The following is a 16,653-nucleotide window of genomic DNA, read 5'->3' as shown; positions in this document are numbered from 1 at the left end:
CACTGCCGCGAACTTTAGGCCTAGGTTCAGCATCTTTGTGGGCGATCTCGGTTTGTCTACATAAAAATTGTCGCTTTTTGCGGACGACCCGCGTATGGTAGGCCCCACTGTGTTTGCTAGGGTCACCGTGAATCGTGGCCTGGTGCAGTTGATCTCGCGATCCGCTTCATCGTTCCGCTTTACCAACGCCTGCAACTCAGTCTCGGCCCCGATACCCGGTGGCTGCGATTTTTTTCAATTCAATGTTTCAGGAGTTAGTAAATGAGCGATCGTCAGTGTGGTACCGTGAAGTGGTTCAACGATGCCAAGGGCTTCGGCTTCATCACCCCGGAAAGCGGCCCCGACCTGTTCGTGCACTTCCGTGCCATCCAGGGTACCGGCTTCAAGTCGCTGCAGGAAGGCCAGAAGGTGACGTTCGTCGCCGTCCAGGGCCAGAAGGGCATGCAGGCTGACCAGGTGCAGGCCGTCTAAATCTAGACGCCAGCTGCATCAAGGTTGCCAAAACGCCGGGAGCGCAAGCTTTCGGCGTTTTTCATTTGTGCGCTGTGGAGCCGCGGTTGCCACGATCGGCCCGCGGTCGCATCGGGGCGTAGCCGCGCCTGCGTTGCATGCGCGGCCTGCCGCCGGGTACGGCTACCATTGCCGGCCACGCGTCCTCCGGAGCCGTTGCCATGATCACCGTCCATCACCTCAACCAGTCCCGTTCCCAGCGCGTGCTGTGGCTGCTGGAGGAACTGGCGCTGCCCTACCAGGTGGTCAAGTACCAGCGCGACCCGCAGACCATGCTGGCGCCGCCGGAACTGCGCGCGATCCATCCGCTGGGCAAGTCGCCGGTGCTGGCCGACGACGGCCACGTGTTGGCCGAATCCGGCGCGATCCTCGATTACCTGGTGGAGCGCTACGACACCGTGCGCGCGCTGTCGCCTTCGCCGCAGCCGCTGGAGGCGCCCGAGCGCCTGCGCTACCGCTACTGGATGCATTACGCCGAAGGCTCGGCGATGCCGCCGCTGCTGATGAGCCTGGTGTTCGGGCGCATCCGTTCGGCGAAGATGCCGTTCTTCGCGCGGCCGATCGCCCGCGCCATCGTCGACAAGGCGATGCACGGCTTCGTCGGCCCGCAGCTAACGCTGCACCTGGACTGGATGGAGCGCGAGCTGGCCGCCACCGGCTGGTTCGCCGGCGAGCGCTTCACCGCCGCCGACGTGCAGATGAGCTTCCCGGTGCAGGCTGCGGCCGCACGCGCCGGGCTGCAGGCCTATCCAAACCTGGCCGGCTTCGTGCAACGCATCGAGCAGCGCCCGGCCTACCGGCGCGCGCTGCAGCAGGGCGGGCCGTTCGAGCTGCTCGGCAGCGTCAAGGCCGGCTGAGGCCGGGCGTTGCACGCGGCGCGGGCGCTCGACACGCCGCGCCGGATTCACGGCGGCGGCATGCGTGGCTGGCACTGGCGCACGAAGGCGATGCTGTCGGCCATGACCGGCAGCGCCGGATCGTCCTTGCGTAGCGCCAACGCCAGGTGCAGGTGGCCGACGCCGGGATAGAGCTTCAGTTCGGCGGGCACGCCGGCGCGTTGCAAGGCCGCCTGCAACGACTGGCTGTCGCGCGGTTCGACCACGCGGTCGTCGGCGCCGTGCAGCAGCAGCGCCGGCGGTTCGTCGCCATCGACGAAGGCGACTGGTTGCGAGCGCCGCTGCTGTGCCGGGTCGCGGCCGAACATGCCGATCAGGTCGGGATCGGTCAGCGGCAGGAAGTCGTAGGGACCGGCCAGGCCGACCAGGCCGCATAGCTGCCGCGGTGACAGGCCCTGCGCCTGCAGCCAGCGGCCGTCGCTGGCCAGCAGCGCGGCCATGTGCGCGCCGGCGGAGTGTCCCATCAGCACCAGCCGCTGCGGGTCGCCGCCGTGCTCAGCGGCATGGCGCTGGCTCCAGGCCACGGCGGCGGCGGCGTCGTGCATGAAGCCGTCCAGGGTCACCTGCGGGTATTTGCGGTAATCCGGCACGATCGCGACCACGCCGTGCCGCGCCAGCGCTTCGCCGGCCCAGCGGTACTGCTGGCGGTTGCCGGTCTTCCAGGTGCCGCCGTGGAAGAACACCACCACCGGCGCGTCGTTGGCTGCGGCCGGGCGGTAGACGTCTAGCTTCAAGCCGTGCGCTGCATCGAACACGATGCCGCGCTGCTCGCTCAGCCCGTGGCGCCCGGAGCCGGCATTGAGGCCGGCGAAGAACACGCTGCTGCAGGCGGAGACCAGCAGCGAGGACAGCGCGACCAGCAGGTGGCGCGGCCAGCGCGGCGGCAACGGCGAACGTTCGGACATAGGCGGTACCTGTGGGAAAGGAGCAGGAGCATGCCGCATGCGCATGTCGGCAGCGAGTGCATGGTGTGGCGGTCCTGCAGGCAACTACGCGGGAGATGAGGCTGCGGATGCGCTGTGTCGGCTGCAGGCGCAGTCTTGTGTACTTCGCTCCGCGAGCCGCTTCGCGCCGGACCCTCACCCCAACCCCTCTCCCGACGGGAGAGGGCTGTAAGCTGGCGCATATGCCGCCATTGCGCTTAGACAACCGTTTTACCGCCGAATTGCCCGGCGATCCCGAGCGCGGCCCGCGCCTGCGCGAGGTATTGGGCGCGCTGTGGTCGGAGGTCGCGCCGACGCCGGTGGCCGCGCCACAGCTGCTGGCCCACTCGCGCGAGGTCGCGGCGATGCTGGGCTTCTCGGAGCAGGAGGTGCTCGCGGCGCAGTTCGCCGAGGTCTTCGCCGGCAACGCGCTCTACCCGGGCATGCGGCCGTATGCGGCGAACTACGGCGGCCACCAGTTCGGGCATTGGGCCGGGCAGCTCGGCGACGGCCGCGCGATCGCGCTGGGCGAGGCGCTGGGCGCGGACGGACGACGCTGGGAACTGCAGCTCAAGGGCGCCGGGCGCACGCCGTATTCGCGCGGCGCCGACGGCCGCGCGGTGCTGCGCTCGTCGATCCGCGAATTCCTGTGCAGCGAGGCGATGCACCATCTCGGTGTGCCGACCACGCGCGCGCTGAGCCTGGTCGCCAGCGGCGAGCGCGTGGTGCGCGACATGTTCTACGACGGCCATCCGCGTGCCGAGCCGGGCGCGGTGGTGTGCCGGGTCGCGCCGTCGTTCGTGCGCTTCGGCAGTTTCGAACTGCCTGCCGCGCGCGGCGACACGGCCTTGCTGCGGCAACTGGCCGACTTCGTGATCGACCGCGATTTCCCCGCGCTGCGCACGTGCGGCGCCAGTCGCTACGCTGACTGGTTCGGCGAGGTCTGCGCGCGCACCGCGGCGATGGTCGCGCAGTGGATGCGGGTCGGCTTCGTGCACGGGGTGATGAACACCGACAACATGTCGATCCTGGGGCTGACCATCGACTACGGCCCTTACGGCTGGATCGACGACTACGATCCGGATTGGACGCCGAACACCACCGATGCGCAGGGCCGCCGCTACCGTTTCGGCACCCAGCCGCAGATCGCGTACTGGAACCTGACGCGCCTGGCGCAGGCGCTGGCGCCGCTGTTCGCCGACGTGGCGCCGCTGCAGGCCGGATTGGCGCGTTTCCGTGACACATACGCGCAGGCCGAACGCGACAGCGCCGCCGCCAAGCTCGGCCTGGCCGAATGCGGCGCGGCCGACCTGGCGCTGCTGCAGGACCTGCTGCAGTTGCTGCAGCAGGGCGAGGTGGACATGACCTTATGGTTCCGCGGGCTGAGCGCGGCGCAGCTGCCGATGCTGGCGGACCTGGCCGATGCGTTCTACGACCCGGCCAAGCTGGCCGCGCAGGCGCCGGCGTTCGAGGCCTGGCTGGCGCGCTACGCGCAGCGGCTGCGAGACGATCCACTGCCGGCGGCCGCGCGCGAGGCGAAGATGCGCGCGGCCAACCCGTGCTACGTGCTGCGCAATTACCTGGCGCAGCAGGCGATCGACCGGGCCGAGCAGGGCGACGCCGACGGCATCGCCGAATTGCTGGACGTGCTGCGCCGGCCCTACGACGAGCAGCCGGGACGCGAGGGGTTCGCGGCGCGGCGCCCGGACTGGGCGCGCGAACGCGCCGGTTGTTCGATGCTGTCGTGCAGTTCCTGACCAGGCGCGACGTGCTGTAGCAGGAGCTGCAGCCGCGACGCCTTGCCGGCAACGCGTCTGGGCTGAAACCCCGCCGTGAAAAGCGCGGCGCGGGCAGCGCAAGCGACGTGCAGGACGTCAGCGCGGCGCAGCTGCGCGATAGCGCCAGGCGGCAAGGAACGTGGCCACCACTTCCGCGGCCAGCGCCTGCTGGCTATCGCGATCCGGGGCCTGCCCATTGAGCATCGCGCCGGGGTAGGCGTAGCCGATCGCCGCGCCGATGAAGGCGCTGGCGGCCAGCATGGGCGAGGCCACGCTGACGTCACCGCGCGCATCCAGCCTCTGCAGCAGGTCGCTCAGGCGCTGGCGCAGGCGCCCGGTGCGGCGCTGGTGCATTGACTGCAGCAGGTCCGGCATCTGCGCGCTGGCCTGCACCAGCAGCCGATGCAGGCGCAGCGAGGACGGCGCGTACAGGTGCGTCTGCACGGTCAGCGCGATCTGCTGCAGCGTGCGCGGCAGGTCCTGCGAGGCCGCATCGCCGATGTTCTCCAACTGCGCCTGCAGTTCCTCGTTCAGCACCTCGAACACCTGCATCAACAGGTCGGCCTTGCTGGAGAAATGGTTGTACAGGCTCTGCCGGGTGAGCCCGGCATGCAGCGCGATCTGCTCCAGCGAGACCTCCAGGCCGTGCTCCAGCAGCAGTTCGCGCGCGGCGCGCAACAACCGCGGCCGCGCCAGCGCCGGACGCCCGCGCTGGCGGCCGGCCGGCGCAACCACGCCTGTCTCGGCTGCTGCTGCGACAGGGTGAGGCGGCGTCGCGCGGGCGATTGTGCGATCCTTCATGCTTATTTATTTGTCTTTAAGTAAATTAAATGATCCTCCTCTCAGCTCCCAGGATCAAGCGCATGTCCGCGCCTTTCGTCCAGCGTTCCCGCCGCACGCTGTCGTTGCTGCTGTGCCTCGCCCTCGTCACGCTCGCCGGCTGCAAAGGCGAACGCACCGCGCCGCCAGCGCAGGCCAGGACCGTGGGGGTGCTGACCTTGCAGCCGCAAAGCGTGCCGCTCAGCGCCGAACTGGCCGGGCGCACCGCCGCCTCCCAAGAATCCGAAGTGCGCCCGCAGGTCGGCGGGATCCTGCGCAAGCGGCTGTTCGAAGAGGGCGCGATGGTGCGTGCCGGGCAGCCGCTGTTCCAGATCGAGCCGGTCCTGTACCAGGCCGCGGCCAACGAGGCGCAAGCCAACCTGGCCACCGCCGAGGCCACCCTGGCCACCGCCAAGCTGCGTGCCGAGCGTTATCGCGAACTGGGCAAGACCCGGCTGGCCGCGCAGCAGGACGTGGACGACGCCCAGGCCACCTACAAGGAAGCGCTGGCCGGCCGCGACGCCAACCGCGCCGCGCTGGACACCGCGCGCACCCAGCTGCGCTTCGCCACGGTGGAGGCGCCGATCAGCGGCCGCATCGGCCGCGCGCGGGTGACCCCTGGCGCGCTGGTCACCGCCAGCCAGGCCGATGCGATCGCCAAGATCCAGCAACTGGATCCGATGAACGTGGACATCACTCAGTCCGGCAGCCAGTTCCTGGCGCTGCGCCGCGCGATCGCGGCTGGCGGGGTGCAGCCGGCGACCGCCGACGTGCGCCTGAAGCTGTCCGACGGCAGCGACTACCCACTGCCTGGCACGCTGCAGTTCGCCGACATGGACGTGGAGGAGACCACCGGCAGCGTGACCCTGCGCGCACGCTTTCCCAATCCCGACGCGCAGTTGCTGCCGGGCATGTACGTGCGCGCGATCGTCGGCCAGGGCATCCGCCAGCAGGCGCTGCTGGTGCCGCAGGCGGCGGTGGACCGTACGCCGCGCGGCGACGCGCAGGCCTGGGTGGTGGGCGCCGACAACATCGTGCGCCAGCGCCAGTTCACCACGCTGCGCGCGGTCGGCGACCGCTGGCTGGTGGGCGACGGGCTCAAGCCCGGCGAGCGGGTGGTGGTGGAAGGCCGGCAGGGACTCAGCGACGGCGCCAAGGTCACGGTCAAGCCGGCCGCCGCTGCCGCCGGCAAAGGCTGAGCCGGCATGCTCGCGCGCTTCTTCATCGCCCGCCCGATCTTCGCCTGGGTGCTGGCGATCTGCATCATGGCCGCCGGCACCATCGCCGTGGTCACCCTGCCGGTGGAGCAGTACCCGGACATCGCCCCGCCCACGGTCAACGTCACCGCCACCTACAACGGCGCCTCGGCGCAGACGGTGGAGGACAGCGTCACCCAGGTGATCGAGCAGCAGATCAAGGGCATCGATCATCTGCTGTACTTCTCCTCGACCAGTTCCTCGTCCGGGCAGGCGCGGATCAGCATCACCTTCGACCAGGCCGCCAATCCCGATATCGCCCAGGTGCAGGTGCAGAACGCGGTCAACCAGGCGCTCAACCGGTTGCCGCAGGAAGTGCAGCAGCAGGGCGTGACCGTGGCCAAGTCGCAGGGCGACAGCCTGATGGCGGTGGCGCTGTACGACAGCACCGACCGCCTGGACAACGTCGATATCTCCGACTACCTGATCAGCACCCTGCAGGATCCGATCAGCCGCATCAACGGCGTCGGCGAGATCAACGTGTTCGGCGCGCAGTACGCGATGCGCGTGTGGCTAGACCCGCACAAGCTCAACGCCTACAAACTGATGCCCGGCGACGTGCGCAGCGCGATCGAGGCGCAGAACACCCAGGTCACCGCCGGCGAACTGGGCGCGCTGCCGACCGGCGCCGAGCAGGCGCTCAACGCCACGGTCACCGCGCAGTCGCGGCTGCGGACCGCGGAGCAGTTCCGCGCCATCATCCTGGCCACCCAGGCCGACGGCTCCAGCGTGCACCTGGGCGACGTGGCGCGTGTGGAGATCGGCGCGGAGAACTACCAGAACAGCGCCACGCTCAACGGCCATCCGGCGTCCGGCTTCTCGGTGACGCTGTCCTCCGGCGCCAACGCGGTGGCCACCTCCGATGCGGTGCGTGCCGCCATCGAGCGGCTCAAGCCGACCTTCCCGCCGGGCATGGAGGTCGCCTATCCGCGCGACAGCACGCCGTTCGTGCGGATTTCGATCAAGGGCGTGGTGCACACCCTGATCGAGGCGATCGTGCTGGTGGTGGTGGTGATGTTCCTGTTCCTGCAGAACGGCCGCGCCACGCTGATCCCGGCGATCACCGTGCCGGTGGTGCTGCTGGGCACGTTCGGCATCCTCGCCGCGGCCGGCTTCACCATCAACACGCTGACCCTGTTCGCGATGGTGCTGGCGATCGGCTTGCTGGTGGACGATGCCATCGTGGTGGTGGAGAACGTCGAGCGGATCATGCACGAGCAGCATCTGCCGCCGCGCGAGGCGACCCAGCAATCGATGGGCGAGATCACCGGCGCGCTGATCGGCATCACCGTGGTGCTGGGCGCGGTGTTCCTGCCGATGGCGTTCTTCGGCGGCTCCACCGGCATCATCTACCGCCAGTTCTCGATCACCATCGCCTCGGCGATGGCGCTGTCGGCGCTGGTCGCGCTGACCCTGACCCCGGCGCTATGCGCGACCCTGCTCAAGCCGGTGGAAAAGGAGCGCCAGCTCGGACGCTTCTTCCGCTGGTTCAACCGCGGCGTGGAGCGCAGCCAGCAGGCCTACCAGCGTCGGCTCGGCACGCTGCTGCGGCAGCCGCGGCGCTGGATGGTGCTGTATGTGCTGATCGTGCTGGCGATGGCGGCGCTGTACGCGCGCATGCCGACCGGCTTCCTGCCGGTGGAGGACCAGGGCCAGGTGCAGATCCAGTTCACCACGCCCGAGGGCACGCCGCTGGCCAGGACCGAGGCGCTGGGCCGGCGCATCAACGATTACTTCCTGGCCCACGAGAAGCACAACATCACCGCGGTCTTCATGGTGATCGGCCGCAACAACGCCGGCACCGGGCAGAACGCCGGCCAGGCCTTCGTCGCGCTGCGGCCATGGGGCGAGCGCAACCGCGACAACACCGCGCAGGCGATCATCGACCGCGCCAATGCGTATTTCCGCGGCACCGCCGACGCCAAGGTCAGCGTGCTGTCGCCGCCGGCGGTGCGCGGCCTTGGCCAGTCCAGCGGTTTCGAGCTGTGGATCCGCGACAGCGACGGCACCGGCCGCGCGGCCCTGCTCAAGGCGCAGCAGCAGGTGCTGCAGGACGCCGGCGACGATCCGCAGCTGACCGCGGTGCGGCTCAACGGCCTGGGCGACAAGGCGCAGCTGCAGGTGGATATCGACCAGGCCCAGGCCAGCGCGCTGGGCCTGGCGCAGGGCGACATCAACGGCACCTTGTCCACCGCCTGGGGCGGCAGCTACGTCAACGATTTCGTCGATCGCGGCCGGGTCAAGCGCGTCTATGTGCAGGGCGATGCGCCGTACCGCTCGCTGCCGGAAGACATCGGCCAGTGGTATGTGCGTGGCAAGGACGGGCAGATGGCGCCGTTCGCCAGTTTCGCCAGTACCCACTGGACCCGCGGGCCGCAGCTGCAGCAGCGTTTCAACGGCCTGCCGGCGGCGCAGATCCAGGGCGGCGCGGCGGCCGACAGCAGTTCCGGCGAGGCGATGCAGCGGATGCAGAAACTGGTCGCCAAGCAGAAGGGCTTCGACCTGCAGTGGAGCGGCCTGTCCTACCAGGAGCAGCTGTCGAGCAACCAGACGCTGTGGCTGTACACCGCCTCGATCCTGTTCATTTTCCTGTGCCTGGCGGCGCTGTACGAGAGCTGGTCGATCCCGCTGGCGGTGCTGCTGGTGATTCCGCTGGGCGTGCTCGGTATGGTGGTCGCGACCACCCTGGTCGGCTTCGTCAACGACATCTATTTCCAGGTCGGCCTGCTGACCACGATCGGTCTGTCGGCGAAGAACGCGATCCTGATCGTGGAGTTCGCCGAGGCCGAGCAACGTGCCGGGCGGCCGTTGCTGGAGGCGGCGCTGGAAGGCGCGCGGCTGCGCCTGCGGCCGATCGTGATGACCTCGCTGGCGTTCGTCGCCGGCGTGCTGCCGCTGGCGCTGTCCACCGGCGCCGGCGCGGCCAGCCGCCGCGAGATCGGTGTCAGCGTGATCGGCGGCATGCTCTCCGGCACCGCATTGGCGGTGCTGCTGGTGCCGCTGTTCTTCGTGCTGGTGCGGCGCCTGCTGCATGGCCAGGCGGTGCACACGCCGGCGGGGTAGGCGCTTGATGCGCATGCGGTGCCGCTGCACGGGGCCGCATTGCGCCTAAAATGGGCGTTTCCCCACGCTGCGATGTGCCGATGAACGATTCCTCCTGCTGCGGCGGGCCCAGCGACGCACCGGCCCACTGGTCCGGGCGCATCCGCGATATCGCCGATTTCCCGAAGCCGGGCATCGTGTTCAAGGACATCACCCCAATGCTGGCCGACGGCCCGGATTTCGCCTCGGCGCTGGACGAGATGGCGCGTCCCTGGCGCACCACGCCGCTGGACGCGGTGCTGGGCATCGAGTCGCGCGGCTTCATCCTGGGCGCGGCGCTGGCGCATGAACTGCGCACCGGTTTCGTGCCGATCCGCAAGCCGGGCAAGCTGCCGGGCAGGACGGTGACCCAGGACTACACGCTGGAATACGGCAGCGACCGCATCGAGATGCACGCCGACGCGCTGCCGGCCGGCGCGCGGGTGCTGGTCGTCGATGATGTGCTCGCCACTGGCGGCACCTTGCGCGCGGCGTTGGCGCTGGCGCGGCAACTGCAGCTGGAGATCGTCGGTGCGGTGGTGCTGGTCGAGCTGCAGGCGCTGCAGGGGCGCGAGCGCTGGAGCGAGGACGTGCCGCTGTTGGCGACGCTGACCTATTGAGGGCGACGCGGTGCGGCGGCCGTCACGCGCGGCCGCCAGCGCACAGGGGCGGCAGCAGTGGTCGCAGCGCGTCCTTCTGCGCCAGCGCGGTCACAGCTTGCTGACCCGGAACCGGCGGCCCTTGATCTTGCCCGCCTGCAGCTGGCCCAGCGCCCGGCCGGCGTGCTCGCGGGCGATGGCGACGTAGGAGCGGGTCGCGTAGATCGCGATCTTGCCGATCGCCGCGCCCGACAGGCCGGCGTCGCCGGTCAGCGCGCCGAGGATGTCGCCGGCGCGCAGCTTGTCGGTCTTGCCGCCGTCGATGCGCAGCGTGACCATCGCCGCCTGCGGCAACTGCGCCGGGCGCGCGGTGGCCAGCGGTGCGCGCGACCAGCGCAGCGGCTGGCCCTGTTCGGCCTCCAGCGCCTGCGCGCGCGCTACTTCGCGCGGCGCCACCAGGCTCAGCGCCAGGCCGCGCTTGCCGGCGCGCGCGGTGCGGCCGATGCGGTGGCGGTAGGTTTCGGTATCGGTCGGCAGTTCGTAGTTGAGCACCGCGGCCAGGTCTTCCACGTCCAGTCCGCGCGCCGCCACGTCGCTGGCGACCAGCACGTTGCAGCTGCGGTTGACGAAGCGCACCAGCACCTCGTCGCGGTCGCGCTGTTCCATGTCGCCGTGCAGCGCCAGCGCCGAGAAGCCGAACTGCTGCAGCGAGCCGGCCACTTCATCGACCTCCTTGCGGGTATTGCAGAACACCACGCTGGATTCGGGGGTGAAGCGCAGCAGCAGCCCCGCCACGGCTTTCTGCCGGTAGCTCGGATCGACTTCGAAGAACTGCTGCTCGATCTCCGGCGCGCTGTCGGCGCCTTCGATGGTCACCTCGACCGGTTCGTGCAGCAGCTCGCGCGCCAGGGTGCGGATCGCATCGGGGAAGGTGGCCGAAAACAGCAGGCTCTGGCGGTGCTTGTCGCAGCGGCTGGCGATCTCGCGGATCGGCTCTTCGAAGCCCATGTCGAGCATGCGGTCGCCCTCGTCCAGTACCAGCGTGCGCACCCCGCCCAGGTGCAGCGCGCGCTTGCGCGCCAGTTCCTGGATGCGCCCGGGCGTGCCGACCACCACCTGCGGGTCGTGCGCCTCCAGCGAGGCCAGCTGCGGGCCAAGCGGCATGCCGCCGGTCAGCACCACCAGTTTCATGTTTGGAATGCCGGTGGCCAGCTTGCGCAGCTGCTTGCCGACCTGGTCGGCCAGTTCGCGGGTCGGGCACAGCACCAGCGCCTGCGCGCGGGTCAGCGCCGGATCCAGCTTGTGCAGCAGGCCCAGGCCGAACGCGGCGGTCTTGCCGCTGCCGGTGGGCGCCTGCACGATGACGTCGCTGCCGGCCAGGATCGGCGGCAGGCTCTGCGCCTGCACCGGGGTCATCGTGGTGTAGCCGAGCGCGTCGATGCCCGGCGCCAGCGCCGGGGAGAGGGACAGGGTGTCGAAATCGTTCATGGCGCATTTTAGCCGGGACTGGGGACTCGGGACCGGGGACTCGGCAAATCCAGAGCAATGCGCGGCGCCAACCGCGGCTGTCTGCGCGCTTGGTCCCGAGTCCCGAGTCCCGAGTCCCGTACAATTCCCCCCATGCCTCTTATCACCCTACAGAACGTCGACTACAGCGTCGGCGGCCCCTTGTTGCTGGAAAAGACCGAATTGTCGATCGAGCCGGGCGAGCGTATCGCCCTGATCGGCCGCAACGGCGCCGGCAAATCGACCTTGATGAAACTGATCGCCGGCGAGCTCAAGCCCGACGACGGCGAGATCCGCGTCCAGCAGGGCGTGCGCATCGCGCGGCTGGAGCAGGAGGTGCCGCACGGCGCCGCCGGCAGCGTGTTCGACGTGGTCGCCGATGGCCTGGGCGAGCTCGGCCACTGGCTGGCCGAGTTCCACCGGCTCAGCCATGCCGCCGAGTTCGACGGCGATGCGCTGGGCGCGGTGCAGTCCAAGATCGACGGCGCCAACGGCTGGGCGCTGGACCAGCGGGTCAACGAGACCCTGACCCGGCTCGACCTGGACGGCGACGCGGAGTTCGCGCGGCTGTCCGGCGGCATGAAGCGGCGCGTGCTGCTGGCGCGCGCGCTGGTCTCGGCGCCGGACCTGCTGCTGCTGGACGAGCCGACCAACCACCTGGACATCGAGGCGATCGACTGGCTGGAACTGTTCCTGAAAGGCTGGAACGGCAGCGTGGTGTTCGTCACCCACGACCGGCGCTTCCTGCGTGCCCTGGCCACGCGCATCGTCGAAATCGACCGCGGCCAGGTCACCAGCTGGCCCGGCGACTGGGCCAACTACGAGCGCCGCCGCGAGGAACGGCTCAACGCGCAGGCGCAGGAGAACGCGCGCTTCGACAAGATGCTGGCGCAGGAAGAAGTGTGGATCCGCCAGGGCATCAAGGCGCGCCGCACCCGCGACGAAGGCCGCGTGCGGCGCCTGGAATCGATGCGCAACGAGCGTACCCAGCGCCGCGAGCTCGGCGGCAACGTGCGCATGGAGGCGGCGCAGGGCGAGTCCTCGGGCAAGAAGGTGATCGAGGCCAAGGAGTTGAGCTTCGCCTTCGGCGCGCGGACCATGGTGCGCGATTTCTCCAGCACCATCCTGCGCGGCGACCGCATCGGCCTGATCGGCCCCAACGGCAGCGGCAAGACCACGCTGCTGAAGCTGCTGCTGGGCGAACTGACCCCGGCCAGCGGCGAGGTGCGCACCGGCACCAACCTGCAGGTGGCCTATTTCGACCAGTACCGCGCCACCTTGCGCGAGGACTGGAGCGCGATCGAGAACGTCGCCGAGGGCCGCGATTTCATCGAGGTCAACGGCAAGCGCAAGCACGTGCACGGCTATCTGCAGGATTTCCTGTTCACGCCGGAACGCGCGCGCGCGCCGATCACCCGCCTTTCCGGCGGCGAGCGCAACCGCCTGCTGCTGGCGCGGTTGTTCGCTCAGCCGTCGAACCTGCTGGTGATGGACGAACCGACCAACGACCTGGATGTGGAGACGCTGGAGCTGCTGGAAGAGCTGCTCGGCGACTACACCGGCACCTTGCTGCTGGTCAGCCACGATCGCGACTTCATCGACAACGTGGTGACTTCGACCATGGTGATGGAAGGCGACGGCCGCATCGGCGAATACGTCGGCGGCTACAGCGACTGGGTGCGCCAGCGCGCCGCGCCGCCGGCCAGTGCGATGGCGGTGGCCAAGGCCTCGGCCACTGCAGCGGCCACCGCGCCGGCGGCGGCCGCTGCCGCGCCGGCCGCCAAGCGCAAGCTCAGCTACAAGGACGCGCGCGAACTGGAGCAATTGCCGGCGCGGATCGAGACCCTGGAGCAGCAGGTCGCGGCATTGACCGCGGCGATGACGCAGTCCTCGTTCTACCAGCGCGATGCGGCGGCGGTGAGCGCGCATACGCAGGCGCTGACCCAGGCGCAGGCCGAGCTGGACGCGGCGTATGCGCGCTGGAGCGAACTGGACGCTTAGCGGCCCGGTTGGCGCGGCGTTCTCTGCTGCAGACGCTCGCCATTGGATGGCCTGGCGCACTGTAGGAGGGACTTCAGTCCCGACAGCGTCCGAAGTTGGACAGTCCACGGCTTCGCTCGTCGCGACTGAAGTCGCTCCCATAGGGAGCTCGCGCCGAGTTGGCTAGGTGCAGTGTGGGAGGAGCTTCGGTCCCGACGCGGTCCGGTTGCGGCGACTTCGCCGCTTCGTTCGTCGCGGCTGAAGCCGCTCCTCAAAGGTCTTGAGGCCAGCGTGCTGGGTGCACTGTGGGCGGGACTTCAGGGTCGAACAGGCGCCAGCGGCGCGACGGCGCAGCCGGCGTTGGCTCAGCGCGAAGCGGCTTCCTCTTCGTCGTCGTCTTCATCCAGATCATCGGCCTGGCTGGTTCGCTCGTCGGGTTCGGCCTCGTCGCCGGTCAGCAGGCCGACGAAGGCGACGAAAGCGATGCCGTCCTGCGCCCATTCCTTGGCCACGTCGTCGAGCAGTTCCAGCAGTACGTCGAAATCCTTCTTCGCCACCGATTGCAGTTCGGCCGCGTCTTCCAGCAGCAGCGCGTAGCCGCCCTTGGCCGGCAGCCACGACAGGTCGCGCAGGCCGTCCATCAACGCATCCCAGTTGCGGCCGAAGCCGATCGGGAAGTCCAGCTGCGCGGCCAGCCGCATCAGCAGCATCGGCTTGCTGCTGCAGCCCTGCAGGTCGATCCGGCATAGCCGCAGGCCGGCGTCGCGGCCGAGCGCGGCGATGCTGTCCAGGTCGCTGTTGGCGACGCGGTAGACGCCGGAGGCGGCCGGCTCGGCCAGGTTGAGCGAAAAATTGAAAGTGTTCATGGCGACGGCCTCCCGGAGGCGATGCTGAAATTGCGGAAACTGGCGTAGTGGTCGTCGCTGTAGTACCAGACGTCCGGCGGGTCGCCGCCGGTGACGATGCGCCGCGTCCCGCGTTGCTCCAGCCCCGGCGTGTCGACGGTGTATTCGTGATAGTAGCCGCGCGGGCGTGACGGCAGCCGGTTTTCGCGGTTGCCGAACACGCTGCCGTCCTGGCGATGCGGGAACGGACCGCCGCGCTGGATCAGCGCGATGGTGGCGCGCGCTTCGGGCGGCAGGAACGGTGGCAGCGTGTCGTCCGCGTCCGCGTCCGCGTCCGCGGCCGGCGGCGGTGCCGGTGCAGGCAGCGGCGCGGGATTGGTGAGCGCCGGCGCGAACTGCGGATGTGGCGGCTGCTGCAAGGCGCGGATGCCCCACAGCCCGGCGGCGAGCAGCGCGATCGCGACGATCAGTAACACGGGCTTGCGCATCGAGGGGGAGCTCCAGCGAGAACGGCGGACGCCGCGTTCTGGCGCAGCAGCGGCACAGTATGGGCGAGTGGGGCTGTTCGTGCTCTTAACCAGGCGCCGGCAACGCTGGCCTGGCATCGCAGCGGCGCTGCCGATGCCGCTGCAACACGCGATTCACATTCGACTAACCGGGGGCGGGCGCATCGTAGCCGCCGATCCGCGGCGGCGCCCGGCACGGCCGCTGCGCGATGGGACGATGTTTCCGCAACGCCGGTCTTGGTATGGTCGCCGGTCGTCCCTACCATTGATCACGCAACGTCCGTCCTTCCGGCGGGCGAACGTCCAGGAGAACTACATGGCCTACACCCTCCCCACGCTGCCCTACGCCTACGACGCGCTGGAACCGCACATCGATGCGCAGACGATGGAAATCCATTACACCAAGCATCACCAGACCTACATCACCAACGCCAACGCCGCACTGGAAGGCACCGAGTACGCCGAGCTGCCGGTCGAAGCGCTGGTGTCCAAGCTGAAGTCGCTGCCGGAGAACCTGCAGGGTCCTGTGCGCAACAACGGCGGCGGCCACGCCAACCATTCGCTGTTCTGGACGGTGATGGCGCCCAACGCCGGCGGCACCCCGGTCGGCGAGGTCGCCAAGGCGATCGACAGCCAACTGGGCGGTTTCGACAAGTTCAAGGACGCCTTCACCAAGGCAGCGCTGACCCGCTTCGGCAGCGGCTGGGCGTGGCTGAGCGTGACTCCGGACAAGAAGATCGTGGTCGAAAGCACTGCCAACCAGGACAGCCCGCTGTTCGAGGGCAACACCCCGATCCTGGGCCTGGACGTGTGGGAACACGCCTACTACCTGAAGTACCAGAACCGCCGCCCGGACTACATCGGCGCGTTCTTCAACGTGGTGGACTGGAACGAAGTCGAGCGCCGCTACCACGCCGCGATCGCCTGATCGCAGCGGCGTCACTGTCGCACCGAAGGCCGGGCTTGCCCGGCCTTTGTTTTTCGCAGACATGCATGCCCCTGACAGGCACGCGGTCAGCGCGGCGGCAGCGGTGGCAGCGCCTCGACCGGCAGCGGATCCAGCGGTTGCAGCGCCACCAGCAGGCCGCTCGGGTCGCTGCCACGCGCGGCGCCCGGGGTGCGCGGCAGCAGCCGCGCGCTGCGCAGCGGACGGAAGCGGTCGCGTTCGAAGAACACATGGTCGGCCTGCGCGGACAGTGCGAACAGGTGCGGATCCAGGCCGTTGCGCTGGATGTCGTTGCGTGCGTCGCGCAGGCGCGCATCGCTGTCGCCGAAGCGTGCGGCCAGCGGCGCCAGCTCCGGCGCGTCGGCGGCGGCGAAGAAGCCACCGGCCAGCAGCGAGGGTACGCCCTCGGCGGTGGCGTCGATCCACGCCATCAGGTCGTCGGCCTGCTCGCGGCGGCTGGCGCCGCCATCGCGTTCGGCATGCAGGCGGGTGAAGTACAGGTTCACCGGCTGCCCGCGCAGGTCCACGCGTACCAGCCCGGCCACGCTGTAGTCCTCGAACGGATGCAATAAGGTTTCTGCTTCCTCCAGTACCGGCAGCCGGGTCAGCAGCGCATTGCCGCGGCGTTGCGGCCGGCTCGGCGGATCGGCGCTGATGAAATGGCAGTGGTAGCCGAGCTGTGCGGCCAGCCATTGCGCCTGGTTCGGCAACGCCTTGGTCTGCAGCACTTCCTGCAGCGCGATCGCATCGGGTTGCAGGCGTTGCAGCGTCTCGACGATACGCACGCGGCGCGCCGGCCAGTCGTTGCGGTCCTGCTCGAGATTGAGGCTGACCACGCTGAGCGCGGCGGTCGGGGGCGGCGGCGCAGGCAAGCGGGCGGGCAGCGCTTGCGCGCCCGCATGCGCGACCAGGGCCAGCAGCAGCCAGCCGAGGCGATGCCGTCGTCGTGGATTGCCCGTCATGCGTCGCATGCTAGGGCGTGCGGCTTCAGCGCCGCGTGTACGCAGA

The 16,653-nt window shown here is 69.5% G+C and carries 14 protein-coding genes; 8 read left to right on the top strand and 6 right to left on the bottom strand.

The window, feature by feature from the left end:
• Positions 1 to 261 precede the first annotated feature (261 nt).
• Together ISN38_RS02080 and ISN38_RS02075 are read left to right on the top strand one after the other, a co-directional pair.
• The gene (locus ISN38_RS02080) at positions 262 to 471 is read left to right on the top strand and encodes a cold-shock protein (RefSeq protein WP_003472086.1); all 210 of its coding nucleotides are present in this window, start codon (positions 262 to 264) and stop codon (positions 469 to 471) included.
• A gap of 200 nt (positions 472 to 671) precedes the next feature.
• The gene (locus ISN38_RS02075; protein WP_047324821.1) at positions 672 to 1,367 is read left to right on the top strand and encodes a glutathione S-transferase family protein; all 696 of its coding nucleotides are present in this window, start codon (positions 672 to 674) and stop codon (positions 1,365 to 1,367) included.
• 47 nt (positions 1,368 to 1,414) lie between these two features.
• On the opposite strand, the gene ISN38_RS02070 is transcribed toward ISN38_RS02075, so the two are convergent.
• A complete protein-coding gene (locus tag ISN38_RS02070) occupies positions 1,415 to 2,311 on the bottom strand; it encodes an alpha/beta hydrolase (RefSeq protein ID WP_003472081.1) in 897 nt (298 codons plus the stop codon).
• Positions 2,312 to 2,532: 221 nt separating this feature from the next.
• Between ISN38_RS02070 and ISN38_RS02065 the strand changes: the two genes are divergently transcribed.
• Positions 2,533 to 4,086: a protein adenylyltransferase SelO gene (locus tag ISN38_RS02065; protein WP_047324822.1), complete on the top strand. Its 1,554-nt coding sequence runs from the start codon at positions 2,533 to 2,535 to the stop codon at positions 4,084 to 4,086.
• 117 nt (positions 4,087 to 4,203) lie between these two features.
• Here the strand turns inward: ISN38_RS02065 and ISN38_RS02060 are convergent, their stop codons facing one another.
• A complete protein-coding gene (locus ISN38_RS02060) occupies positions 4,204 to 4,842 on the bottom strand; it encodes a TetR/AcrR family transcriptional regulator (RefSeq protein WP_003472077.1) in 639 nt (212 codons plus the stop codon).
• Positions 4,843 to 4,970: 128 nt separating this feature from the next.
• On the opposite strand from ISN38_RS02060, the gene ISN38_RS02055 reads away from it, so the two are divergent.
• The 3 genes from ISN38_RS02055 (at position 4,971) to ISN38_RS02045 (ending at position 9,883) form a co-directional block, all read left to right on the top strand.
• Positions 4,971 to 6,125, top strand: coding sequence for an efflux RND transporter periplasmic adaptor subunit (locus tag ISN38_RS02055; protein ID WP_003472074.1), 1,155 nt, complete (start codon positions 4,971 to 4,973; stop codon positions 6,123 to 6,125).
• Positions 6,126 to 6,131: 6 nt separating this feature from the next.
• Complete coding sequence (locus ISN38_RS02050) at positions 6,132 to 9,245, top strand: efflux RND transporter permease subunit (RefSeq protein WP_003472072.1); 3,114 nt, start codon at positions 6,132 to 6,134, stop codon at positions 9,243 to 9,245.
• 80 nt (positions 9,246 to 9,325) lie between these two features.
• Positions 9,326 to 9,883: an adenine phosphoribosyltransferase gene (locus ISN38_RS02045; protein WP_003472070.1), complete on the top strand. Its 558-nt coding sequence runs from the start codon at positions 9,326 to 9,328 to the stop codon at positions 9,881 to 9,883.
• 90 nt (positions 9,884 to 9,973) lie between these two features.
• Here the strand turns inward: ISN38_RS02045 and dbpA are convergent, their stop codons facing one another.
• A complete protein-coding gene (gene dbpA / locus ISN38_RS02040; protein WP_058364183.1) occupies positions 9,974 to 11,350 on the bottom strand; it encodes an ATP-dependent RNA helicase DbpA in 1,377 nt (458 codons plus the stop codon).
• 132 nt (positions 11,351 to 11,482) lie between these two features.
• Between dbpA and ISN38_RS02035 the strand changes: the two genes are divergently transcribed.
• Positions 11,483 to 13,369, top strand: coding sequence for an ATP-binding cassette domain-containing protein (locus ISN38_RS02035; RefSeq protein WP_003467889.1), 1,887 nt, complete (start codon positions 11,483 to 11,485; stop codon positions 13,367 to 13,369).
• A 344-nt stretch (positions 13,370 to 13,713) separates the two neighbouring features.
• Here ISN38_RS02035 and ISN38_RS02030 read toward each other — a convergent pair whose 3' ends face one another.
• A complete protein-coding gene (locus ISN38_RS02030; protein ID WP_003467891.1) occupies positions 13,714 to 14,214 on the bottom strand; it encodes a barstar family protein in 501 nt (166 codons plus the stop codon).
• Entirely contained in the window at positions 14,211 to 14,681 is a 471-nt protein-coding gene (locus ISN38_RS02025) for a guanyl-specific ribonuclease (RefSeq protein WP_206712038.1), read from the bottom strand. The genes ISN38_RS02030 and ISN38_RS02025 overlap by 4 nt, the downstream gene beginning before the upstream one ends.
• 334 nt (positions 14,682 to 15,015) lie before the next feature.
• Here ISN38_RS02025 and ISN38_RS02020 point away from each other — a divergent pair, with 334 nt between their 5' ends.
• Positions 15,016 to 15,627, top strand: coding sequence for a superoxide dismutase (locus ISN38_RS02020; RefSeq protein WP_003467895.1), 612 nt, complete (start codon positions 15,016 to 15,018; stop codon positions 15,625 to 15,627).
• An 86-nt stretch (positions 15,628 to 15,713) separates the two neighbouring features.
• On the opposite strand, the gene ISN38_RS02015 is transcribed toward ISN38_RS02020, so the two are convergent.
• Positions 15,714 to 16,616: an endonuclease/exonuclease/phosphatase family protein gene (locus ISN38_RS02015; RefSeq protein ID WP_241753978.1), complete on the bottom strand. Its 903-nt coding sequence runs from the start codon at positions 16,614 to 16,616 to the stop codon at positions 15,714 to 15,716.
• Positions 16,617 to 16,653 lie beyond the last annotated feature (37 nt).

Origin of the sequence: Xanthomonas translucens pv. undulosa (assembly GCF_017301775.1) — a bacterium.
Classification (GTDB): domain Bacteria; phylum Pseudomonadota; class Gammaproteobacteria; order Xanthomonadales; family Xanthomonadaceae; genus Xanthomonas_A; species Xanthomonas_A translucens.
The sequence above is the reverse complement of the archived record's forward strand: the minus strand, read 5'-3'. Positions and strand labels throughout refer to the sequence as shown.